The organism is Tatumella sp. JGM94 (assembly GCF_018257595.1).
In the GTDB taxonomy this organism is placed as follows: domain Bacteria; phylum Pseudomonadota; class Gammaproteobacteria; order Enterobacterales; family Enterobacteriaceae; genus Tatumella; species Tatumella punctata.
This window is the reverse complement of record NZ_JAERJN010000010.1, coordinates 1-21,688: the sequence shown is the minus strand read 5'-3', so window position 1 is coordinate 21,688 and position 21,688 is coordinate 1. Positions and strand designations below refer to the sequence as shown.

The window sequence follows — 21,688 nt, the reverse complement described above, 5'->3', positions numbered from 1 at the left end:
CTGCGGCGGCACGCCGCAGGATCTGACATGATCTGCGGCGCAGGATCTGTAATAATAGCCGATTACTGAACCGCAGATATGAGCCATAAATGCAGTACCCGATCAATGAGATGTTCCAAACCCTTCAGGGGGAAGGTTTTTTTACCGGCGTGCCGGCAATTTTTATCCGCTTGCAGGGTTGCCCCGTTGGCTGCAGCTGGTGTGATACTAAACATACCTGGGATAAGTTACCGGAAAATGCTGTGCCGGTAGGCGATATTCTGACCAAAACTGTTGAAAGCGATAAATGGGGTGATGCAGATGCCCTGACGATACTGAAAATGATTAGTGATCAGGGCTGGACGGCCCGTCACGTAGTGATCACCGGCGGTGAACCGGCAATCTATGATCTCTGTTCACTGACCGAAGCACTGGAAGCTTTCGGCTATCGTTGCCAGATAGAAACCAGCGGTACTCACCCTGTCCGCTGTTCCGCAGAGACCTTTGTCACTGTATCGCCTAAAGTGAATATGCGTGGTGGCTATGATGTACTGCCGCAGGCACTTATCCGGGCGGATGAAATCAAACACCCGGTCGCCCGTCAGCGAGATATTGAAGCGCTGGACGCGTTACTGGCACAACTACAGGACGATAAACTGCGGGTGATTGCGTTACAGCCGATCAGCTGTAAGCAAGAGGCGACAGAGCTGTGTATCAGCACCTGTATTGAAAGAAACTGGCGTCTCTCTATGCAGACCCATAAGTATCTGAATATTGCCTGATCGGCGGGAAATACCGCCAGCAGTGCGCGGATCAGCCATGATCCGCGGTGCTTTACCGGTAAATGTGTATTATCCGCGATAAGTACACCCGGCAGTACAGGTCTCTTTAATCATAACCGCGCTGAGTAACGGTAATAGCGGTTTCATTTTCTGCCAGATCCATACGGCCAGCACTTCACTGGTCGGATTTTCCAGCCCGTCAATTTCGTTCAGATAGTGGTGATCCAGTTGTTCATACAGGGGGTTGAATAATCTTTTCAGTTCGGCAAAATCCATCACCCATCCCGTATGCGGGTCCACTTCGCCGGTAATTTCCAGACGGACCAGAAAAGAGTGTCCGTGCAGGCGGCCGCATTTGTGTCCGTCCGGGACATGGGGCAGGTAGTGGGCAGCTTCAAACTGAAACTCTTTGAATAGTGTGGTGACTGGCATAATAATTCCCGAGTGTTAAAGTCGCAGATTCTACCGTAAAACTCTCCCCGCCTCACATTTTTCCCGGTTATTTTGCCTTTTGCAGGCAGTTATCTGCTGCCGGTGAACGTCTGGTGCTGCTTACCACTTTTTCCGGTTAATTTTAACGAAAAAACCATTTAGCTAATTTGGTTATGTGATATGCATAAGCTGTCTTTTGTGTGCATACTTTTACAGTTAACCTTACTTTCTTTACTCCTTTTTTCCGCCGATGATACTGGAATCATAAACGCAATGACCAATCAGGCCCCACAGCTCCCGCTTTCGGCGGAACAGCTGGCACAACTACAAGCAACAACACAGGATTTTTCCGTTACCCAGCTGGCCTGGCTTTCAGGTTATTTCTGGGGGCGGATCAGTGGAGATAACCCTGCACCAGCCGGCACTGCGTCTCCGGTGGCAGCGGCTGTGGATCAGGCCCCGACGGTTACCCTGATTTCCGCATCTCAGACCGGTAACGCACGGCGGCTGGCAGAACAGCTGCGTGATGAGCTGCTGGCGGCAGGAGTCACCGTCAGTCTGGTGAATGCGGGCGATTATAAATTTAAGCAGATAGCTCGCGAAAAAATCCTACTAATAGTGACCTCTACACAGGGGGAAGGGGAACCGCCGGAAGAGGCCGTTGCCTTACACAAGTACCTGTTATCAAAGAAAGCGCCGGCCATGAAAGAGACCGCATTTGCGGTATTTGGTCTGGGGGACTCGTCCTATGAATTTTTCTGTCAGGCGGGTAAAGATTTCGATCAGCGGCTGGCGGAGCTGGGGGCTGAACAGCTGCTGGCTCGCGCCGATGCGGATGTTGATTTCAGTGCCACCGCGGATCAGTGGCGGCAACAGATTGTTTCGCTGCTGAAGCAGCGTTTACCGCAAGCATCTGCCGGGCAGGTTGCACAGGCCGCCAGTGGTGCCCGTGATGAAATTGACAGTTCTCCCTACAGCAAAGAGCAGCCACTGGTTGCGTCTCTGTCGGTGAATCAGAAGATCACCGGTAATGATTCAGAAAAAGATATCCGTCATCTGGAAATTGACTTAGGCGATTCCGGATTACGTTACCGTCCCGGAGATGCTCTGGGGGTCTGGTATGAAAATGATCCACAGCTGGCAGAAGAGTTACTGAAATTATTGTGGCTCGACGGCGCTCAGCAAATCAGTATCAAAGGTGAGAGCATGCCGCTGGTCCGGGCACTGCAACTGCATTTTGAACTGACAGTAAATACCGCGCAGATTGTCGAAAAATATGCCCATTTATCCGGTAACAGTGAGTTACTGTCACTGGTTAATGACAAAGCGGCACTGCAGGCCTATGCACAGCAATGGCCGATCGTCGATATGGTGCGTCATGCGCCGACAGAATTACAGGCACAACAGTTGACAGACCTGCTGCGTCCGCTGACCCCTCGCTTATATTCCATTGCTTCATCGCAGGCTGAAACCGAAGACGAAGTCCATATTACGGTGGGTACTGTGCGTTACCAGGTTGAAGGCCGTCCGCGTAGTGGTGGTGCTTCCGGATTCCTGGCCGATCGTCTGCCGGAAGAGGGGGAAGTCCGGGTATTTATTGAACATAACGATAATTTCCGCCTGCCGGCTGACCCGCAAACGCCAGTAATAATGATTGGTCCGGGTACCGGTATTGCCCCGTTCCGAGCTTTTATTCAGCAACGGGATAACGACGGGGCCAGCGGTAAAAACTGGCTGTTCTTTGGTAATCCGCACTTTACTGAAGATTTCCTCTATCAGGTGGAATGGCAAAAATATGTCAGAGACGGTCTGCTGACCAATATCGATCTTGCCTGGTCCCGTGACCAGCCACAAAAAATCTATGTGCAGGACAAACTACGGGAAAAAGGTGCTGACGTCTGGCGCTGGATTGAAGAAGGTGCACATCTGTATGTCTGCGGAGATGCGGGACGGATGGCGAAAGATGTTGAACAGGCACTGGTCGATATTATTGCCGAATACGGACAGATGGACCGGGATGCTGCCGACGAATATTTGAGTGAGCTGCGCATATCGCGCCGTTACCAGAGAGATGTGTACTAATGAGTAATAAAACCCCGGGCCCACTGGTCGTGGAAGGCAAGCTCACTGATGCTGAGCGTCTTAAAAAACAAAGTGATTTTCTGCGTGGCACCATTACTGACGATCTGTCCGACGGACTGACCGGCGGTTTCCGCGGAGATAATTTTCTGCTGATACGGTTCCATGGTATGTACCAGCAGGATGATCGTGATATTCGTGCCAGCCGTACTGAGCAGAAACTGGAACCGCGTCATGCCATGATGCTGCGGTGCCGGTTGCCTGGCGGCATCATCACCCCGCAACAATGGCTGGCGATTGACCGTTTTGCTGCCGATAAAACCCTTTATGGCAGTATCCGTCTGACTAACCGCCAGACATTTCAGTTTCACGGTATTCTGAAGAAAAACGTGAAACCGGCCCATCAGATGCTGCATGACGTCGGACTGGATGCACTGGCTACGGCCAACGACGTTAACCGTAATGTTCTGTGTACCTCTAACCCGGTGGAGTCTGAACTGCATCAGGAAGCCTATGAATGGGCAAAACGTCTGTCTGAACACCTGCTGCCACAGACCCGCGCTTATGCGGAAATCTGGTGGGATCAGGAGAAAGTGGCCACCACTGACCAGGAACCGATCCTCGGGGCGACCTATCTGCCACGTAAGTTTAAAACCACGGTCGTTATCCCGCCGAATAATGATGTCGATTTGCACGCGAATGATATGAACTTTGTGGCTGTTGCCGAAAATGGCAAACTGGTGGGTTTTAACCTGCTGTTAGGCGGGGGATTATCAATTGACCACGGCAACAAAGCGACTTATGCACGCACCGCCAGTGAAATCGGTTTTCTGCCGCTGGATAAAACCCTGGATGTTGCAGAAGCGGTGGTGACTACCCAGCGTGACTGGGGCAACCGGACTGATCGTAAAAATGCGAAAACCAAATATACCCTGGAACGCGTCGGGGTTGATGTGTTCAAAGCAGAGGTCGAAAAGCGTGCCGGGATCCGTTTCGATCCGATCCGCCCGTATGAATTTACTACCCGTGGCGATCGTTTCGGCTGGATCAAAGGGATTGACGGTAAGTGGCATCTGACACTGTTTATCGAAAATGGCCGTTTGCTGGATTCGCCACAGGCCAGTATCAAAACCGGCGTTGCCGAAATTGCGAAAATTCACCAGGGGGACTTCCGGCTGACGGCGAACCAGAACCTGATTATTGCCGGGGTGCCGGAAGATCAGAAACAGGCCATCGAAACACTGGCACGGGCACATGGTCTGATGGAGTCAGTTACGACCCAGCGTGAAAACTCCATGGCCTGTGTGGCATTCCCGACCTGTCCGCTGGCCATGGCCGAAGCTGAGCGTTTTCTGCCGGCTTTTGTCGATGAGGTGGAAAAAATTATGGCGCGTCACCATATGGCCGATGAGCATATAGTCCTGCGTGTGACTGGCTGTCCTAATGGTTGCGGCAGGGCATTACTGGCCGAAGCCGGTTTAGTCGGTAAGGCGCCCGGACGCTATAATCTGCATCTTGGCGGTAACCGTATCGGTACGCGTATCCCGCGGATGTACCGCGAAAATATTACTCCGGAAGAGGTTCTGGCGGTGCTGGACGAACTGATTGGCCGCTGGGCCACAGAACGTCAGGCGGAAGAAGGTTTCGGTGATTTTCTGATCCGCAGTGAGGTGGTCAGACCGGTACTGGATCCGGCGCGGGATTTCTGGGAGTAACGGAGGCGATAATGGCTGAATTACAATTAGCAGCACTCAATGCACTGGACAAATCACAGCAACAACAGGCGCTGGCGGAGGTAAACCAGCATCTGGACACTCTGAGTGCGGAGCAACGGGTCGTCTGGGGGCTGGAGAATATACCCGGCCCGGTGGTCCTCAGCTCCAGTTTTGGTATCCAGGCGGCGGTCTGCCTGCATCTTGTGACCCGTCAGCAGCCGGATATTCCGGTGATCCTGACGGATACGGGTTACCTCTTTCCGGAAACCTATCAGTTTATCGATCAACTGACGGAACAATTACAGCTGAACCTGCAGGTGTTCCGTGCCCGCGAATCCGCGGCCTGGCAGGAAGCCCGTTATGGAAAACTATGGGAACAGGGTGTCGAAGGCATCGAAAAGTACAATATGCTGAACAAGGTTGAACCGATGAATCGTGCCCTGCAGACCTTACAGGCATCAGGGTGGTTTGCCGGGCTGCGCCGTGAACAGTCTCAGAGCCGTGCCGGGCTGCCGGTATTATCAATTCAGCGTGGTGTTTTTAAACTGCTGCCGATCATTGACTGGGATAACCGCCAGGTCTATCAGTATCTGAAACAGCATGGCCTGCAATACCATCCCCTGTGGGAGCAGGGCTATCTGTCGGTCGGCGATACCCACACGACCCGTAAATGGGAGCCGGGAATGGCTGAGGAAGAAACCCGCTTCTTCGGGCTAAAGCGGGAGTGTGGCCTGCACGAAGGCTGATGGTTGTCAGCCGGCAGTAGCGCTGAGTTGCTTCAGCAGAGGCAGCAATATCTGTACTGCCTGCCGGCAGCGTGTAGCCAGCCGGCCCGGCATTTTCTGGTCAATCGTTTCCAGATTGTCGCGGCTGGTTTTATCATCCAGCAGCGCAGTCGGGTGTCGGTGATTGTTATCTTCAGCTGTGACCAGCAAATACGGGATTCCGGCCTGGTCGAAAGGGGTTGTCTGCTGATGTTCTGTCCCTGTCAGCTGTCTGGCATGCAGCGGGATATGCAGTTGCCGGGCGATTGCCATTGCTTTACCGGCAGTGGGTGCGCGTTCTGTGGCTGACGTATTTGCGCCACTGACCAGTTCCAGCCGTCTGCCAGCCACCAGTTGATTGAGATTAATAACCAGTAACGTATTGTGTTTCTCTTCATCACTCATGCGCGAAAAGTAATTTTCCATGCCCTGCATATTATTTTCGGTAGCGCTGAGTGCCACAAAACGAATCCCATAATCTGAGTGTGTTCCGGCCAGCTGTTTCGCCAGTTCCAGCATAATTCCTAGTCCGGCAGCATTATTATCGACACCCTGCAGGCGTAATCCGCCGATATTCTGCTGCTGTTCTGCCGGGGTCCCGGCAATTCGCGTATCCAGATGGGCTATCACGAGGATATCTTTCGCCTGCTGACCACTTTTTCCGGCAATTACCGATGTTGCGGTAACCTTCTGCCATTGGGCTGCGGTGGTACGCGGTTGCCAGCGATAGCCGGTATTCTGCTGGCGGATGTCACTCCGGTAGCCCAGATCATGGAATTGCTGGTTAAGATAATCAGCAGTCATCAGTTCTGCAGGGCTGCCCGCCATCCGGCCGGGGAAAAAAACGGCAATATGGCGGGTTTCTGTATCAGCGTAGTGGCCGGGCTGGTCTGGACGGGCGGCAATACTGCTAAAAGTCAGGCCGCAACTGAGTACCAGCAGGCAGTATCTCAGGCGGAAAAGGGCAAACATAGTACAGGTTCCTTCAGGGACGAACGGCAACGCCGCAATAGTCAGTAGTATGTAACTCTGTCGCGGCCACGGCTATCTCTGTTTCTCTGAAAGACGGGCATTTTGTGCGGTGATAAACACATTGATTCTTCTGTATATTCCATTCTGTTACAGCTCATTCCAAAACGACATTTCAATACGCTCGTGGCAGTCGTATAGTTTCTGTTATTCAGAATAATAACGCTAAGGGCATTGTGGACTATCTTCCTGTATTTGCAGACCTTACCGGCCGTCCTGTTTTGGTGGTTGGCGGTGGGGATATTGCTGCGCGAAAAATTCATCTGTTACGTCGTTCGGGGGCGGTGATCCACGTAGTTACACGGCAGCTCTGTAACGAACTGCAGGAACTCCACCAGCGACAGGACATTCACTGGCTGGCTACCGCCTTTACCGAACAACAGCTTGACCGCGTATTCCTGGTAATAGCCGCGACCGATGATCCCGGGCTTAATCAGCGGATATATGACGCCGCTGAGCAACGTCAGAAACTGGTCAATGTGGTTGATGACCAGGCCCGCTGTACCTTTATCTTCCCGTCGATTGTTGACCGTTCACCGCTGGTGGTCGCCATCTCTTCCGGTGGTAAAGCCCCGGTGCTGGCGCGTTTCTGGCGGGAAAAACTGGAAGCATTACTGCCCTCCAGCCTGGGGAATATTGCCCGTATTGCCGGACAATGGCGTGATCGGGTTAAACAACAGTTACCGGGAGTGAAACAGCGTCGTTATTACTGGGAACGGCTGTTCAGTGGCCGCTTTAGTGCGCTGGTAGCCGCAGGGCGGATTACTGAGGCTGAGCAACTGGCGGAGCAGGAGCTGCACCACCGGGAAAGTCCGAAAGGCGAGATCTATCTGGTTGGTGCCGGGCCGGGCGACCCGGGGCTGCTGACCCTGCGCGGATTACAGGTATTACAACTGGCAGATGTGGTGCTGTATGACCACCTGGTCAGCGAACAAGTACTGGACTTGTGCCGCCGCGATGCTGACCGTATCTGTGTCGGTAAACGTGCCGGTGCCCATCTGGTGATTCAGGAAGAAACTAACCAGTTACTGGTCAGTCATGCACTGCAGGGGAAACGGGTAGTACGACTGAAAGGCGGAGACCCCTTTATCTTTGGCCGTGGTGGCGAAGAATTGCAGGTAGCGGCAGCAGCAGGAATTCCGTTTCAGGTCGTGCCCGGTATCACTGCAGCTTCCGGCGCGACGGCCTATGCCGGTATTCCCCTGACGCACCGTGAACATTCCCAGAGTGTGCTGTTTATTACCGGACACTGCCGGCCGGGCAATGAACTGGACTGGCCGTCACTGGCACGTGCCCGCCAGACACTGGCTATCTATATGGGGGCGGTGAATGCGGCGACCATCAGCAGCCAGCTGATTGCTCATGGCCGTGACGGCACAACCCCGGTGGCCATTATCAGCCGCGGCACACGGGCCGATCAGCAAATTATAAAAGGTACGCTGGCAGAACTGGAGTCACTGGCACAACAGGCCCCGTCTCCTGCGTTACTGGTTATTGGCGAGGTGGTTCTGCTTCAGGATCAGCTTGCATGGTTTCAAACTTCATCATCGCAGCTCCACGAAGACCCGCTGCTGAACCCTTCTGTTTGAGGAACGTTGTATGGATCAAGAACGATTAACTCATCTGCGCCAGCTGGAAGCAGAGAGTATTCATATCATCCGTGAAGTTGCTGCTGAGTTCAGTAACCCGGTAATGATGTACTCCATTGGTAAAGATTCCTCAGTGATGCTGCATCTGGCCCGTAAAGCATTTTACCCTGGTAAATTACCTTTTCCGTTACTGCATGTGGACACCGGCTGGAAGTTTCGCGAAATGTATGAATTCCGCGATCGGACAGTGAAAAATATCGGTGCTGAATTGCTGGTACATCGTAATCCTGAAGGTGTTGCGATGGGCATTAACCCTTTTGTCCATGGCAGTGCCAGACATACGGATATTATGAAAACAGAGGGGCTGAAACAGGCCCTGAATAAATACGGCTTTGATGCGGCTTTTGGCGGTGCCCGCCGTGATGAAGAGAAATCCCGCGCCAAAGAGCGTATTTATTCTTTCCGCGACCGCTTTCATCGCTGGGATCCGAAAAATCAGCGTCCTGAGTTATGGCATAACTATAACGGCCAGATTAACAAAGGCGAAAGTATCCGTGTTTTCCCGCTCTCTAACTGGACAGAGCTGGATATCTGGCAGTATATCTTCCTGGAAAATATCGAAATTGTTCCGCTTTATCTGGCAGCCCCGCGCCCGGTACTGGAACGTGATGGCATGCTGATGATGATTGATGATGACCGGATTGATCTGCAGCCGGGAGAAGAGATTAAGCAACGAATGGTGCGGTTCCGTACGCTCGGCTGCTGGCCGCTGACGGGCGCTGTGGAATCAGAAGCTCAGTCATTACCGGAAATTATTGAGGAGATGCTGGTCTCGACCACCAGTGAACGTCAGGGTCGTGTGATTGACCGTGATCAGTCCGGTTCAATGGAACTCAAAAAACGCCAGGGATATTTCTGAGGAAACTGCCATGAATGAATTATTAGCACAACAGATTGCCGAACAGGGCGGGGTGGAAGCCTGGCTCACCGCACAGCAACATAAAAGCCTGTTACGTTTCCTGACCTGTGGCAGCGTCGACGATGGAAAAAGCACCCTGATTGGTCGTTTATTACACGACACCCGCCAGATTTATGAAGACCAGTTATCTTCATTACAGAACGACAGTAAACGTCACGGTACTCAGGGAGAAAAACTGGATTTGGCTTTACTGGTTGATGGCTTACAGGCTGAGCGTGAACAGGGTATTACCATTGATGTCGCCTATCGCTATTTCTCTACCGAGAAACGCAAGTTCATTATTGCGGACACCCCGGGTCACGAGCAGTATACGCGGAATATGGCTACCGGAGCTTCGACCTGTGATCTCTCTATTCTGCTGATTGATGCCCGTAAAGGGGTGCTGGATCAGACCCGCCGCCACAGTTATATCTCGACACTGCTGGGCATTAAACACCTGGTTGTGGCAGTCAATAAAATGGATCTGGTGGACTATAGCCAGGATGTGTTTAATCAGATCCGGGGCGAATATCTGGACTTTGCCAGCCAGTTACCCGATGACCTGGATATTCGTTTTGTGCCTCTTTCGGCACTGACCGGTGATAATGTCGCCTCAGCCAGTGATAATATGCCCTGGTATAACGGCCCTGGCCTGCTGGAAATCCTCGAAACTGCAGAGATCCGCCAGCCAGCGGAACATCAGCCGATGCGTTTCCCGGTACAGTATGTGAACCGTCCTAATCTTGATTTCCGCGGTTATGCCGGTACGCTGGCATCCGGCCAGGTACGGGTCGGCCAGCAGGTGAAGGTACTGCCTTCCGGAGTAAAATCATCCATTGCCCGTATTGTGACTTTTGATGGTGATCTGACAGAAGCTAATGCCGGTGAAGCCATTACACTGGTGCTGAACGACGAAGTTGATATCAGCCGCGGAGATCTGCTGGTGGATGCGGACGAGACCCTGCAGGCGGTTCAGTCAGCGGAAATTGATGTGGTATGGATGGCGGAAAAACCCTTAACGGCAGCCAGCAGTTACCAGATTAAAGTTGCCGGAAAACAGGCCCGCGCGACGGTCGACAGTATCCTGCATCAGGTTAATATTAATACGCTGGAGACTTCTGCAACCGATCAGCTGCCTCTGAACGGTATTGGCCGGGTCAGGGTCACCTTTGATGAACCGCTGGTGATTGATCCTTACTCGAAAAATCCGGTGACCGGCGGCCTGATCTTTATTGACCGTTTAACCAATGTCACCGTCGGTGCCGGTATGGTCTATGCTCTGAGCGATGAGCGGGCTGAAGCAGATGCCCTGCGCTACGGTGCATTTGAGCGTGAGTTAAACGCACTGATCCGCAAACATTACCCCCACTGGGGCGCCCGGGATATTTCAGGGGAACGTTAATGGCTGAACATGATGATAATGTCGTCTGGCATCCCCACACGATTAGCCGTAGTGAACGTGAACAGCGTCAGGGGCACCGTGGCGCAGTTGTCTGGTTCACCGGGCTGTCCGGGTCCGGTAAATCAACGCTGGCAGATGCCGTCGAACAACGTCTTTTCCAGTCAGGGGTGAATACTTTTCTGCTGGACGGGGACAATGTCCGGCATGGCCTCTGCAGGGATCTCGGTTTCAGTGATGATGATCGTAAAGAGAATATACGTCGTGTCGGTGAAGTCGCAAAACTGATGGCCGATGCAGGGTTACTGGTTCTGACCGCGTTTATTTCTCCGCACCGCAGTGAGCGGCAAATGGTCAGGGAATTACTGGCGGCGGGGCAATTTGTTGAAATTTTTGTCGATACCCCGCTGCATGTCTGCGAGACACGGGATCCGAAAGGCCTTTATCGTAAGGCACGGGCCGGAGAACTGACTAACTTTACCGGGATTGATGCAGTTTATGAGGTGCCGCTACAGCCGGAACTGCATCTGGATGGTGAACAATTGGTTACAAAACTGAGTGAGGAAATTATCGATCTGCTGCGCAGGCAGGATATTATCGGTCGTTAAGACGGCGGGCGTTGCTCTGACCCTGCCGGTTACTGACAGGATTGATATGCAGAACGTGACTACCTTACCAGCCAGACAACATGACACCCCGGACGGGAGGCCACGTGCCTCTCTTTCCGGCGGGATCATCGGCTTCTTTGCGTATCTTTTTGCGCTGGCAACGCCTTTCTTTTATTTCGGGGCCAGTGTGCTGTTTTTCTTTATGTATACCTGGCCTTTTTTCCTCGCATTGTTACCCGTTTCGGTGATTACCGGGATTGCACTCAGTATCTGGCTGAACAATCGTCTGTTCCGGACTCTTATATTCACCCTTCTGATTGTTATTTCTTTTTTCTGGGTATTATTTTCCTTTCTTGCTGGCTGGAAATAGCCATTGACGGCAGAGTTCTCCCTGATAAAAACCGGCCTTAGTGCTACGGACATACCGCTTCCGGTAACTGAATTATTATGAAAAATACGACATTTTTGTCTCCGCAGTGGAGTCCGGCCAAAAGTTGTGGGATGATTGAGCCGTTTTTCAGGGGGCGGGGATGGGAAAACTGACAATATTGTTACTGATTTTACTTGGCTGGCTGCAATACTCTCTGTGGCTGGGTAAAAATGGTATTCATGATTACACAACGGTAAATCAGGAAGTCGCTGTTCATCAGGCGGGTAATGCCAAACTGAAAGCGCGTAATGATCAGTTGTTCGCAGAAATCGATGATCTGAACGGTGGTTCGGAAGCTATCGAAGAGCGGGCACGTAATGAGCTGGGCATGATACGTCCCGGCGAAACTTTCTATCGTCTGGTGCCGGAACAAAATAAACGCAGTGCGCAAGCCGCAATGCCAAACCAACAACGATAAAAACGACACAATGAATAGCACCGTATCCCTTCCGGATGTGATTGCTGTAGTTCCGGCCGCTGGCATCGGCAGCCGGATGCAATCTGATCGTCCAAAACAGTATCTGACCATTGGTCAACACACTCTGCTTGAATACAGCATTGCTTCTTTACTAAAACATCCGGCAGTCAGACAGGTCATCGTGGCATTACATCCGGATGATCAGCAGTTTTCTCAGTTACCGCTGGCCAGCGATCCGCGTATTACTGCGGTAACCGGCGGCGACAGCCGTGCTGATTCTGTGTTTGCCGGCCTGCAGGCGATCACCGGCAGTGGCTGGGTACTGGTGCATGATGCTGCACGGCCTTGTCTGCACCCGGATGACTTACAGCGGTTACTGCAACTGACATTAACCAGTCAGCAGGGCGGTATTCTGGCTTCTCCGGTCCGCGATACAATGAAACGCGCCGGGCCCCGCCAGAGTCTGATCGCCCATACGGTAGACCGGGAAGGGCTCTGGCATGCACTGACGCCGCAGTTGTTCCCCGTCCCCCTGCTGAGAGAATGTTTACCGCGGGCCATGGCTGAAGGCGCGGTGATCACTGATGAAGCATCTGCTGTTGAACATTGCGGTTATCATCCGCAACTGGTGCACGGTCGCAGCGATAATATCAAAGTGACCCGCCCTGAAGACCTGGCACTGGCAGAGTTCTTTTTAACCCGCATACACGCAGAGGAGAACGCATAATGCGTATCGGCCATGGTTTTGATGTTCACGCATTCGGCGGCGAAGGTCCGCTGGTGATAGGCGGTGTCCGGATCCCGTTTGACCGCGGTTTTATTGCCCATTCAGACGGTGATGTGGCGTTACATGCCCTGACCGATGCCCTGCTGGGTGCAGTAGCAATGGGTGATATCGGTAAACTGTTCCCCGATACCGATCCGGCTTTCAAAGGTGCCGACAGCCGCGGGTTACTGCGCGAGGCCTGGTTGAGAATTAGCCAAAAAGGTTATCAGATTGGTAATGTCGATGTCACTCTGATTGCCCAGGCACCGAAAATGCTGCCGCATGTTGCCCAGATGCGGGTCAATATTGCTGAAGATCTGGGGTGCCATATGGACCAGGTGAATGTGAAAGCCACCACCACCGAAAAACTCGGCTTTACCGGACGTGGTGAAGGCATTGCCTGTGAAGCAGTAGCATTACTGATGGTGGCTGAGAAATGAAAATCAATGAACTCCGCTATCTGCATGGTGAACCGCAGTTAACCGGAATGATTAAAACCGTGGCTGATGATTTCCGGGTCACCGAAGATTTAGGCTATCAGCCGGACGGTGAAGGTGAACAACTGCTGGTCCGGCTGCGTAAAACCGGCTGCAATACGCGGTTTGTGGCTGAGGCACTGGCCCGTTATCTGAAAATACCGGCCAGGGAAGTCAGTTTTGCGGGAATGAAAGATCGCCATGCGGTGACCGAACAGACTTTTTGCCTGCGCCTGCCGGGGAAAGAGATGCCCGATATGCGGGGGTTCACTGTCGAAGGCTGTGAAATTCTACAGGTAACACGCCATAAACGGAAAATTCGCACCGGAGCGCTGGCCGGTAATGCTTTCAGCCTGATTATTCGTCAGGTCAGTGACCGGCAGATGGCGGAACAACGGCTGGCACTTATTGCTGGCAGTGGTGCCGTCAATTACTTTGGCGAACAGCGGTTTGGCCGTAACGGGCATAACCTGACGATGGCCGGACAGTGGGCCCGGGGAGAAATTACCATCCGTGATCGCAGTAAACGGAGCTTGCTCCTGTCTGCGGCCCGAAGTGCTATCTTTAATCAGGTCACCAGTGCACGTCTGACGGCGCAGGGTGACCTGAAAACGGTGATGCCGGGTGACTGTGTGCAACTGACCGGACGTGGCAGCTGGTTTGTTGCGAACGATGAAGAACTGCCTGATGTCCGTCTGCGGGTTGCACAGGATCAATTACGGCTGACCGCTCCGCTGGCGGGGCGAGGCAATGCCGGCCCTCAGGGCGATGCATTATTGTTTGAACAACAGATCCTGGAACAGTATCCGGAACTCTGTGCATTGCTGGTGAAGGAAAAAACAGATGCGGCACGTCGCGCCATGCTGGTAGTACCAAAAAATATGCACTGGGAATGGCTGGATAATTCAACTCTCAGGCTGGATTTCTGGCTGCCGGCAGGCAGTTTTGCCACCAGTGTGGTCCGTGAACTGTTACAACAGGGAGGTGAGTTTGAGGATATTGCTGAGTAATGATGACGGGGTATTTGCCCCGGGCATTCAGGTGCTGGCGCGTGAATTACGCAAAATGGCTAACGTACAGATAGTCGCGCCGGATCGCAACCGCAGCGGTGCCTCCAATGCGCTGACGCTGGAAGCGCCTCTGCGTACTTTTACCCACAGCAATGGCGATATCGCGGTAATGATGGGCACTCCCACAGACTGTGTATTTCTGGGGGTTAATGCCTTAATGCAGCCCAAACCGGATATCGTTGTGTCGGGGATTAATGCCGGTCCTAACCTGGGTGATGATGTGATTTATTCCGGTACTGTGGCTGCCGCTATGGAAGGGCGTCACCTGGGGTTACCGGCACTGGCTATTTCTCTGAACGGACAGCGGCACTATGACACCGCGGCCGCGGCCGGTTGTGCCATTTTACAGGCGTTACAGCGGGTGCCGCTGCGGACCGGGCGTGTGCTGAACATTAATGTTCCGGACCTGCCGATGTCTGAAATTAAAGGATACCGGGTGACCCGTTGTGGCCGTCGCCATCCGTCAGATCAGGTGATCACTCAGAAAGATCCCCGCGGAGAAACGATTTACTGGATAGGTCCGCTGGCCGGAGTTCTGGATGCCGGACCGGATACAGATTTTTCTGTTATTGAGCAGGGTTATATCTCTATTACCGTACTGGATGCAGATCTGACTGCCCATCGCACTCAGGAAAAACTGGCGGACTGGCTGAAACTGGCTGAGGTCGCGCTGCCATGCTAAACAAACGCATTGAAACGTTACTGGCACTGTTGCGTAAGCAGGGAATTTATGATGAGCATATTTTACGTGCGATCTCAGAAGTCCCGCGGGAACATTTCATTGATGAGGCGTTTGAACACAAAGCATGGGATAACAATGCGCTGCCGATAGGATATGGTCAGACCATTTCTCAGCCCTATATGGTCGCACGGATGACCGAACTACTCGGGCTGACTCCCCATTCACGGGTGCTGGAAATCGGTACCGGCTCAGGTTATCAGACCGCAATTCTGGCCCACCTGGTCGATCATGTTTATTCTGTAGAGCGGATTAAAAGCCTGCAATGGCAGGCCAAACGGCGGCTGAAGCAACTGGATTTACATAATATCTCTACCCGCCACGGTGATGGCTGGCAAGGCTGGCCTTCCCGCGGACCGTTTGATGCTATTATTGTCACCGCTGCACCCCCCGAAATTCCAGCGGCCTTATGTGGTCAGCTCAGTGAACAAGGGGTGATGGTCCTGCCCGTCGGTGATGAACAGCAGGTATTAAGACGCATCCAGCGTTCAGGTGATGATTACATTGACGATATGATCGAACCTGTGCGCTTTGTACCACTAATTCAGGGTGATCTGGCCTGATAATAATGATTAACTAAAACGGTAAATTATCGCGTAGTGGGGTACGGACAGGAAAGTCCGGATCCACCCGCCCTTTTAGTGGTCATCGCCGTACTCTGCCGGGAGCTGTTCCCGGTATACGGCGACCGGTCATTTCACTGCCGCTTGTTATTATGGGGGAACAATGAGCACGGGAAGCACACTTTTTCAATTACGCCGCCTCGCGGCACTGACGATTGCAGCGGCAGCGCTGGCAGGATGCAGTTCAGGAGATAATACCCGCGCCCCGATTTCTGCTATTGGTGGCAGTGCGGGCGGACACAGCGGTAACAGCGGGCTGGTAAATTCACAACAGGCTTCTGCCCGGCAAATAAACAGCAGTGTCCCTTCAGGCCCCGGCACGCAGATGACATCTTCTCAGGGCCGTATCCAGTCCTCCTCCGTCCCGGCGACACCGGTCCGGACAGAAAATGGTCACATTGTTTACAATCGCAGCTATGGGAATATTCCTAAAGGGAGTTATAATGGCCCGACCTACACGGTCAAACGGGGAGACACCTTGTTCTATATTGCCTGGATCACTGGCAATGATTTCCGTGATCTGGCACAGCGCAATAATGTCGCAGCACCCTATGGTCTCAGTGTAGGTCAGGTGTTACAGGTGGGTAACAGTACCGGCCAGCCTATTACCGGAGCTAATGCAATTTCGATGGCTGATTCTTCTCAGCCTTCAGAAAATCAATCAATTAGACCTAAGGCATCGCCGGTTGCACCGCAACCAGTAATTACGTACTCTGAAGATTCAGCTAACGAAACAAGTAATACAGCAAACAGCGGCAGTAAGCTGTTACCGTCAAGACCGGTGATGACAGGAAGTGCTTCGGCACCGATTACCGCTCCGGTGAGTCAGCCGACGGTCAGCAGCACATCGAACAGTCAGACGCCAGTCACCGGATGGCGCTGGCCGACCGATGGCAAGATTATTGATAACTTCTCGGCCTCAGAAGGCGGCAATAAAGGTATTGATATTGCCGGTTCCCGTGGTCAGCCAGTTGTCGCTACTGCTGCAGGTCGGGTGGTGTATGCAGGTAATGCCCTCAGGGGATACGGTAATCTGATTATCATTAAACATAATGATGATTACCTGAGTGCTTATGCGCATAACGATACCATGCTGGTCCGCGAACAACAGGAAGTGAGCGCAGGACAAAAAATTGCAACCATGGGCAGTACAGGTACCAGCTCAGTCAGGTTGCATTTTGAAATTCGTTATAAAGGAAAATCCGTCAATCCATTGCGGTATCTACCGCAGCGATAACAGGCAGAGCTGAAATGGCTCTGCCCGGGATAAGGGGAGGAGCCATTGATGAGCCAGAATACGCTTAAAGTTGATGAGTTACATGATGATGCTTTTGATGAGAATGGTAGTGAGACCTTCGATGAAAATGCACTGGTAGCAAATGACTCTAAAGATGATGAAGTTACGGAAGATGACCTGCTATCTCAGACCACCAACCAACGGGTTATGGATGCGACCCAGCTGTACCTCGGAGAAATAGGATATTCTCCGCTTCTGACCGCAGAAGAAGAAGTGTTTTTTGCCCGTCGTGCATTGCGTGGTGACGTGGCAGCCCGTCGGCGGATGATCGAAAGTAATCTGCGGCTGGTGGTAAAAATATCACGGCGTTACAGCAATCGCGGACTGGCGTTGCTTGATCTTATTGAGGAAGGGAACCTTGGTTTGATTCGCGCGGTAGAAAAATTCGATCCTGAACGGGGATTCCGTTTTTCTACCTATGCGACCTGGTGGATCCGTCAGACCATTGAACGGGCCATTATGAATCAGACCCGCACTATCCGCCTGCCGATTCATATTGTCAAAGAGCTGAATGTCTATCTGCGTACCGCACGGGAACTGGCTCACGTGCTGGACCATGAGCCTAGTGCGGAAGAGATTGCCGGCCAGCTGGATAAACCGGTCGAAGATGTCACCAGAATGCTGCGTTTAAACGAACGTATTACCTCAGTGGATACCCCGTTAGGAGGTGACTCTGATAAAGCGCTGCTGGATATTATTTCTGATGATAATGAAACCGGTCCCGAAGATCGCACGCAAAACAATGACATGAAACAAAGCATTGTTAAATGGCTGTATGAACTGAACCCAAAACAACGGGAAGTGCTGGCAAGACGTTTTGGACTACTGGGCTATGAAGCGGCTACCCTGGAAGATGTCGGACAGGAGATATCCCTGACCCGTGAACGTGTTCGCCAGATTCAGGTAGAAGGCTTACGCCGGTTGCGCGAGATTCTGCAGGGGCAGGGGCTGAGTATTGAAGCGTTGTTTCGCGAGTAACGTCTTAGTGTAACAGTTACCGGTAATATCGGTAATTACGATACTGAAAACCTAAAACAGCCTGCTGAGACAGGCTGTTTTCTTTTTTAGTCCGCAGCGTATAGCTTCACTACAGCAGGTTTTTTAAACGGTAGATCCACTCCAGTGCCTGGCGGGGTGACAGGCTGTCGGGGTCCAGAGCGTCGAGGGCTTCCACCGCCGGTGAAACTTCTGCTGTCAGCAACGGTAACTGAGAACCATCGACCGGTGAAGACAGCGATTGCCCGGGGTGCTGTTCCAGTTCGCGAAGTTTTTGTCGCGCCCGTTTAATCACGTCCTTTGGTACTCCAGCCAGCGCAGCAACGGCCAGCCCATAACTTTTACTGGCCGGTCCGCTCTGTACACTGTGCATAAATGCAATGCTGTCACCATGCTCCATGGCATCCAGGTGCACATTTTCCACCCCTTCGAGACTGTCAGGTAAGGTTGTCAGCTCGAAGTAGTGGGTAGCAAACAGGGTTAGTGCTTTAATCCGGTTGGCCAGATTTTCGGCACAGGCCCAGGCTAAAGACAATCCGTCATAGGTCGAGGTACCGCGGCCGATCTCATCCATTAATACCAGGCTGTGGGCTGTGGCATTGTGCAGGATATTGGCTGTCTCTGTCATTTCCACCATAAAAGTTGAACGGCCAGAGGCCAGGTCATCGGCAGCACCGACGCGGGTGAAAATCCGGTCTATCGGTCCGAGGGTCACGGCGTCGGCCGGTACGTAGCTGCCGGTCCAGGCCAGCAGGGTAATCAGGGCCGCCTGACGCATATAGGTACTTTTACCGCCCATATTCGGTCCGGTGACGATCAGCATACGCCGCCGGGGAGACAAGGACAGAGGGTTAGCAATAAATGGCTCTTTCAGTACCTGCTCCACCACCGGGTGGCGGCCTTCACGGATATTTATCCCCGCCGTTTCCTGTAATTGCGGGCAGCAATAATTCAGGGTGCGGGCCCGTTCGGCAAGGTTGGTCAGGACATCCAGTTCGGCCAGTGCGCTGGCGCTGATCTGCAGTGCTTCCAGATGCGGCAGTAATTGATCAAACAGCCCGTCATACAGGCCTTTTTCCAGAGATAATGCCTTACCCTTAGAGGTCAGAACTTTGTCTTCATATTCTTTCAGCTCCGGAATAATATAACGCTCAGCATTTTTCAGCGTCTGACGACGGACATAATGCATCGGTACCAGATGGCTCTGTCCGCGGCTGACCTGAATATAGTAGCCATGCACCCCATTAAAGCCGACTTTCAGTGTGTCCAGCCCCAGCTTTTCCCGTTCACGGATTTCCAGTTTATCCAGATAATCGGTGGCACCGTCTGCCAGTGCCCGCCATTCATCCAGCTCGGCGTTATATCCGGGGGCAATCACGCCACCGTCACGCACCAGTACCGGCGGAGTTTCGATAATTGCCTGCTCAAGTAACTCCCGCAGTTCGGTAAATTCGCCGCTCTGTGCCGCCAGGCGGGTTAAATGCGGGCTGCCGGTCGACTGCAACAGCTGCTGTATTTCTGGTAACTGACGGAAAGCATGGCGCATTCGGGCCAGATCACGGGGTCTGGCACTGCGCAGGGCCAGACGGGCAAGAATACGCTCCAGGTCACCCACCTGATGCAGCAAAGGTTGCAGGGAGTCACTGTAGTCCTGTAATTCTGCGATACAGGCTTGCCGGCCGAGGATCACCTGCGGGTCACGCAACGGCATATGTAACCAGCGCTTGAGCATCCGGCTACCCATTGGCGTAACGGTTTTATCCATCACCGATGCCAGGGTATTTTCGGTGCCGCCGGCCAGATTCTGGGTGATTTCCAGGTTACGCCGGGTCGCCGCATCCATAATAATGGTATCCTGCTGCCGGACCATACTCAGTGAACGGATATGCGGCAGTGACGTTCGCTGGGTATCGCGGACATACTGTAACAGGCAGCCAGCGGCTGCTAATCCTGATAATGACTGTTCCACGCCGAATCCGCGCAGATCACGGGTTCCGAACTGCAGGTTAAGTTGCTGTCTGGCGGTATCCACTTCAAATTCCCAGATCGGACGGCGGCGCAGTCCGCGCCTTCCGTCAATCAGTGACATCGCCCCGAAGTCTTCCGGGTACAGCAATTCTGAAGGATTTGTCCGCTGCAGCTCTGCGGCCAGAGCGTCATTATTTTCCGGCTCACTCAGCAGAAAACGGCCGGAGCTGATATCCAGGGTCGCGTAGCCGAACCCTGCACCTTTCGGGCTGGCGAAGACAGCGGCCAGCAGGTTATCCTGGCGTTCATTCAGCAGGGCTTCATCACTGATGGTCCCCGGGGTGACTATACGCACAACCTTACGTTCAACGGGCCCTTTACTCAGTGCCGGGTCACCGGTTTGTTCACAGATTGCCACCGATTCACCGAGCTGTACCAGCTTTGCCAGATAGCCTTCCACCGCATGATAGGGGACCCCGGCCATCGGAATCGGTTGTCCGGCAGAAGCCCCGCGCTTAGTCAGTGAAATATCCAGCAACCGCGATGCCTTACGCGCATCATCAAAGAACAGCTCATAAAAATCGCCCATACGATAAAACAGCAGAATTTCCGGATGCTCGGCTTTCAGCCGAAGGTACTGCTGCATCATTGGGGTGTGATCTGATAAATCCTTGTCAATAGACTCATTCATATTGATTTTACTCGTTTTTTAAGTCTGTTGGGTACGCAAGTGGCCCCATGTGAAACCCTTAAAAACCCATGTGAATCGCTAAATTTGTATACCAGTAGTATACCGGTTAGTATCGGGTAGACACTCTGAATAGCGGGTATAGATTGATGAAATTGACACTCAACCAGTCGACTATAATCAATAAGTTATCTATCGATGTTAAACCAGAACTCGACCAGCAAGGGCGTGTTATCTACTTACCGAATCCTGGACGAAAGCCGTATCTTATCACTGATAATCACCGGGATTCACCCGTTGGTTTTGGTGTCAAAATCAGTGCAAAAAAAAAGACATATATTGTTCAACAGAGCGTATCTTCTCCTGGCAACCGTCCTGAGACAGGAGGAAAATCCCCGTCTGAGGTTATCAGATCTACCATTGGCAATGTCTCTGATTTCGCTAATATCGATCAAGCCCGCGAGGGTGCTCGTACTTTAGTTCAAACCACGAAGTTGACCAAAAGGAACCCTAACAAGATAAAACGGGAGTCCGATGCTTCTGAACTCACGATCAGTGAAGTTTTTGCTCAATACCGCCAACATCTCCTTGGTAGATCGAAACCAGCCAAACCAAACACACTGTCAGTGTTGGACAAGGCAGAAAATCGTTTAAAGGAATGGGCTGGTTTACGAGTTAAAGATCTTACTGGTAATGAAATTCTTCGTAAGTTTGATGAGATTTCTTCAAGAGCAAGAACAGCATCCGAGCAAACATTCAGGTGGGCCAATGTCGCTGTCAGACATGCTATTGAGATTGAAGCAAGTTGTAATGGTCAACTTAAACCGGACACGGATTTAGGCACATTGTTGTAATCGGCGTTCATATTCATTCGGCGATATAT

General features: G+C 52.4%; 20 protein-coding genes and 1 pseudogene. 18 read left to right on the top strand and 3 right to left on the bottom strand.

Annotation, left to right across the window (positions count from 1 at the left end):
- Window positions 1–89 precede the first annotated feature (89 nt).
- The gene (gene queE / locus JK216_RS08835; protein WP_212709466.1) at window positions 90–761 is read left to right on the top strand and encodes a 7-carboxy-7-deazaguanine synthase QueE; all 672 of its coding nucleotides are present in this window, start codon (window positions 90–92) and stop codon (window positions 759–761) included.
- Window positions 762–830: 69 nt separating this feature from the next.
- On the opposite strand, the gene queD is transcribed toward queE, so the two are convergent.
- A complete protein-coding gene (gene queD / locus JK216_RS08830) occupies window positions 831–1,193 on the bottom strand; it encodes a 6-carboxytetrahydropterin synthase QueD (protein ID WP_212709465.1) in 363 nt (120 codons plus the stop codon).
- 273 nt (window positions 1,194–1,466) lie between these two features.
- Here queD and cysJ point away from each other — a divergent pair, with 273 nt between their 5' ends.
- Genes cysJ through JK216_RS08815 form a run of 3 tightly spaced genes read left to right on the top strand, consistent with a single transcriptional unit; the run spans window position 1,467 to window position 5,733 of the window.
- Window positions 1,467–3,275, top strand: a complete 1,809-nt coding sequence (cysJ, locus tag JK216_RS08825) for an NADPH-dependent assimilatory sulfite reductase flavoprotein subunit (RefSeq protein ID WP_212709464.1) — start codon at window positions 1,467–1,469, stop codon at window positions 3,273–3,275.
- Window positions 3,275–4,987 (top strand): assimilatory sulfite reductase (NADPH) hemoprotein subunit, encoded by a 1,713-nt coding sequence (gene cysI, locus JK216_RS08820; protein ID WP_212710374.1) that lies wholly within the window; start codon window positions 3,275–3,277, stop codon window positions 4,985–4,987. Before cysJ ends, cysI begins: the two co-directional genes overlap by 1 nt.
- Window positions 4,988–4,998: 11 nt before the next feature.
- Window positions 4,999–5,733, top strand: coding sequence for a phosphoadenylyl-sulfate reductase (locus JK216_RS08815; RefSeq protein WP_212709462.1), 735 nt, complete (start codon window positions 4,999–5,001; stop codon window positions 5,731–5,733).
- Between the two features lie 6 nt (window positions 5,734–5,739).
- Here the strand turns inward: JK216_RS08815 and JK216_RS08810 are convergent, their stop codons facing one another.
- Window positions 5,740–6,723, bottom strand: a complete 984-nt coding sequence (locus JK216_RS08810; protein WP_212711566.1) for an aminopeptidase — start codon at window positions 6,721–6,723, stop codon at window positions 5,740–5,742.
- A gap of 233 nt (window positions 6,724–6,956) precedes the next feature.
- Here JK216_RS08810 and cysG point away from each other — a divergent pair, with 233 nt between their 5' ends.
- The 13 genes from cysG to rpoS all read left to right on the top strand — a co-directional run bounded on the left by cysG (window position 6,957) and on the right by rpoS (window position 18,131).
- The gene (gene cysG, locus JK216_RS08805) at window positions 6,957–8,369 is read left to right on the top strand and encodes a siroheme synthase CysG (protein WP_212709460.1); all 1,413 of its coding nucleotides are present in this window, start codon (window positions 6,957–6,959) and stop codon (window positions 8,367–8,369) included.
- A gap of 10 nt (window positions 8,370–8,379) precedes the next feature.
- A complete protein-coding gene (gene cysD, locus JK216_RS08800) occupies window positions 8,380–9,288 on the top strand; it encodes a sulfate adenylyltransferase subunit CysD (RefSeq protein ID WP_212709459.1) in 909 nt (302 codons plus the stop codon).
- Window positions 9,289–9,298: 10 nt separating this feature from the next.
- Entirely contained in the window at window positions 9,299–10,729 is a 1,431-nt protein-coding gene (gene cysN, locus JK216_RS08795; RefSeq protein ID WP_212709458.1) for a sulfate adenylyltransferase subunit CysN, read from the top strand.
- Window positions 10,729–11,334, top strand: coding sequence for an adenylyl-sulfate kinase (gene cysC, locus JK216_RS08790; protein WP_212709457.1), 606 nt, complete (start codon window positions 10,729–10,731; stop codon window positions 11,332–11,334). Before cysN ends, cysC begins: the two co-directional genes overlap by 1 nt.
- 46 nt (window positions 11,335–11,380) lie before the next feature.
- On the top strand, window positions 11,381–11,704 hold the full coding sequence (locus tag JK216_RS08785) for a DUF3561 family protein (RefSeq protein WP_212709456.1): 324 nt from the start codon (window positions 11,381–11,383) through the stop codon (window positions 11,702–11,704).
- Window positions 11,705–11,864: 160 nt separating this feature from the next.
- Window positions 11,865–12,182: a cell division protein FtsB gene (gene ftsB / locus JK216_RS08780; protein WP_212709455.1), complete on the top strand. Its 318-nt coding sequence runs from the start codon at window positions 11,865–11,867 to the stop codon at window positions 12,180–12,182.
- A 10-nt stretch (window positions 12,183–12,192) separates the two neighbouring features.
- Window positions 12,193–12,909, top strand: a complete 717-nt coding sequence (gene ispD / locus JK216_RS08775) for a 2-C-methyl-D-erythritol 4-phosphate cytidylyltransferase (protein WP_212709454.1) — start codon at window positions 12,193–12,195, stop codon at window positions 12,907–12,909.
- Complete coding sequence (gene ispF, locus JK216_RS08770; protein WP_212709453.1) at window positions 12,909–13,388, top strand: 2-C-methyl-D-erythritol 2,4-cyclodiphosphate synthase; 480 nt, start codon at window positions 12,909–12,911, stop codon at window positions 13,386–13,388. Before ispD ends, ispF begins: the two co-directional genes overlap by 1 nt.
- Window positions 13,385–14,434 (top strand): tRNA pseudouridine(13) synthase TruD, encoded by a 1,050-nt coding sequence (gene truD / locus JK216_RS08765; RefSeq protein WP_212709452.1) that lies wholly within the window; start codon window positions 13,385–13,387, stop codon window positions 14,432–14,434. The genes ispF and truD overlap by 4 nt, the downstream gene beginning before the upstream one ends.
- Entirely contained in the window at window positions 14,415–15,176 is a 762-nt protein-coding gene (gene surE, locus JK216_RS08760; protein ID WP_212711567.1) for a 5'/3'-nucleotidase SurE, read from the top strand. Before truD ends, surE begins: the two co-directional genes overlap by 20 nt.
- Window positions 15,170–15,796, top strand: coding sequence for a protein-L-isoaspartate(D-aspartate) O-methyltransferase (locus JK216_RS08755; RefSeq protein WP_212709450.1), 627 nt, complete (start codon window positions 15,170–15,172; stop codon window positions 15,794–15,796). The genes surE and JK216_RS08755 overlap by 7 nt, the downstream gene beginning before the upstream one ends.
- Before the next feature lie 163 nt (window positions 15,797–15,959).
- Window positions 15,960–17,093 carry a murein hydrolase activator NlpD gene (nlpD, locus tag JK216_RS08750; RefSeq protein WP_212709449.1) on the top strand — a complete coding sequence of 378 codons (1,134 nt, stop codon included), beginning with the start codon at window positions 15,960–15,962 and terminating at the stop codon, window positions 17,091–17,093.
- 48 nt (window positions 17,094–17,141) lie between these two features.
- Entirely contained in the window at window positions 17,142–18,131 is a 990-nt protein-coding gene (rpoS, locus tag JK216_RS08745; protein ID WP_212709448.1) for an RNA polymerase sigma factor RpoS, read from the top strand.
- A gap of 109 nt (window positions 18,132–18,240) precedes the next feature.
- On the opposite strand, the gene mutS is transcribed toward rpoS, so the two are convergent.
- A complete protein-coding gene (gene mutS, locus JK216_RS08740) occupies window positions 18,241–20,808 on the bottom strand; it encodes a DNA mismatch repair protein MutS (RefSeq protein WP_212710372.1) in 2,568 nt (855 codons plus the stop codon).
- Between the two features lie 146 nt (window positions 20,809–20,954).
- Here mutS and JK216_RS08735 point away from each other — a divergent pair.
- Window positions 20,955–21,611, top strand: a pseudogene (locus tag JK216_RS08735) (integrase); the annotation flags it as partial.
- Window positions 21,612–21,688 lie beyond the last annotated feature (77 nt).

What these genes read in the sequence shown, in the direction of transcription:
- queE (WP_212709466.1), top strand. Translation starts at nt 90, where the DNA reads ATGCAGTACCCGATCAATGAGATGTTCCAAACCCTTCAGGGGGAAGGT.
- queD (WP_212709465.1), bottom strand. Translation starts at nt 1,193, where the DNA reads ATGCCAGTCACCACACTATTCAAAGAGTTTCAGTTTGAAGCTGCCCAC.
- cysJ (WP_212709464.1), top strand. Translation starts at nt 1,467, where the DNA reads ATGACCAATCAGGCCCCACAGCTCCCGCTTTCGGCGGAACAGCTGGCA.
- cysI (WP_212710374.1), top strand. Translation starts at nt 3,275, where the DNA reads ATGAGTAATAAAACCCCGGGCCCACTGGTCGTGGAAGGCAAGCTCACT.
- JK216_RS08815 (WP_212709462.1), top strand. Translation starts at nt 4,999, where the DNA reads ATGGCTGAATTACAATTAGCAGCACTCAATGCACTGGACAAATCACAG.
- JK216_RS08810 (WP_212711566.1), bottom strand. Translation starts at nt 6,723, where the DNA reads ATGTTTGCCCTTTTCCGCCTGAGATACTGCCTGCTGGTACTCAGTTGC.
- cysD (WP_212709459.1), top strand. Translation starts at nt 8,380, where the DNA reads ATGGATCAAGAACGATTAACTCATCTGCGCCAGCTGGAAGCAGAGAGT.
- cysN (WP_212709458.1), top strand. Translation starts at nt 9,299, where the DNA reads ATGAATGAATTATTAGCACAACAGATTGCCGAACAGGGCGGGGTGGAA.
- cysC (WP_212709457.1), top strand. Translation starts at nt 10,729, where the DNA reads ATGGCTGAACATGATGATAATGTCGTCTGGCATCCCCACACGATTAGC.
- JK216_RS08785 (WP_212709456.1), top strand. Translation starts at nt 11,381, where the DNA reads ATGCAGAACGTGACTACCTTACCAGCCAGACAACATGACACCCCGGAC.
- ftsB (WP_212709455.1), top strand. Translation starts at nt 11,865, where the DNA reads ATGGGAAAACTGACAATATTGTTACTGATTTTACTTGGCTGGCTGCAA.
- ispD (WP_212709454.1), top strand. Translation starts at nt 12,193, where the DNA reads ATGAATAGCACCGTATCCCTTCCGGATGTGATTGCTGTAGTTCCGGCC.
- ispF (WP_212709453.1), top strand. Translation starts at nt 12,909, where the DNA reads ATGCGTATCGGCCATGGTTTTGATGTTCACGCATTCGGCGGCGAAGGT.
- truD (WP_212709452.1), top strand. Translation starts at nt 13,385, where the DNA reads ATGAAAATCAATGAACTCCGCTATCTGCATGGTGAACCGCAGTTAACC.
- JK216_RS08755 (WP_212709450.1), top strand. Translation starts at nt 15,170, where the DNA reads ATGCTAAACAAACGCATTGAAACGTTACTGGCACTGTTGCGTAAGCAG.
- nlpD (WP_212709449.1), top strand. Translation starts at nt 15,960, where the DNA reads ATGAGCACGGGAAGCACACTTTTTCAATTACGCCGCCTCGCGGCACTG.
- rpoS (WP_212709448.1), top strand. Translation starts at nt 17,142, where the DNA reads ATGAGCCAGAATACGCTTAAAGTTGATGAGTTACATGATGATGCTTTT.
- mutS (WP_212710372.1), bottom strand. Translation starts at nt 20,808, where the DNA reads ATGAATGAGTCTATTGACAAGGATTTATCAGATCACACCCCAATGATG.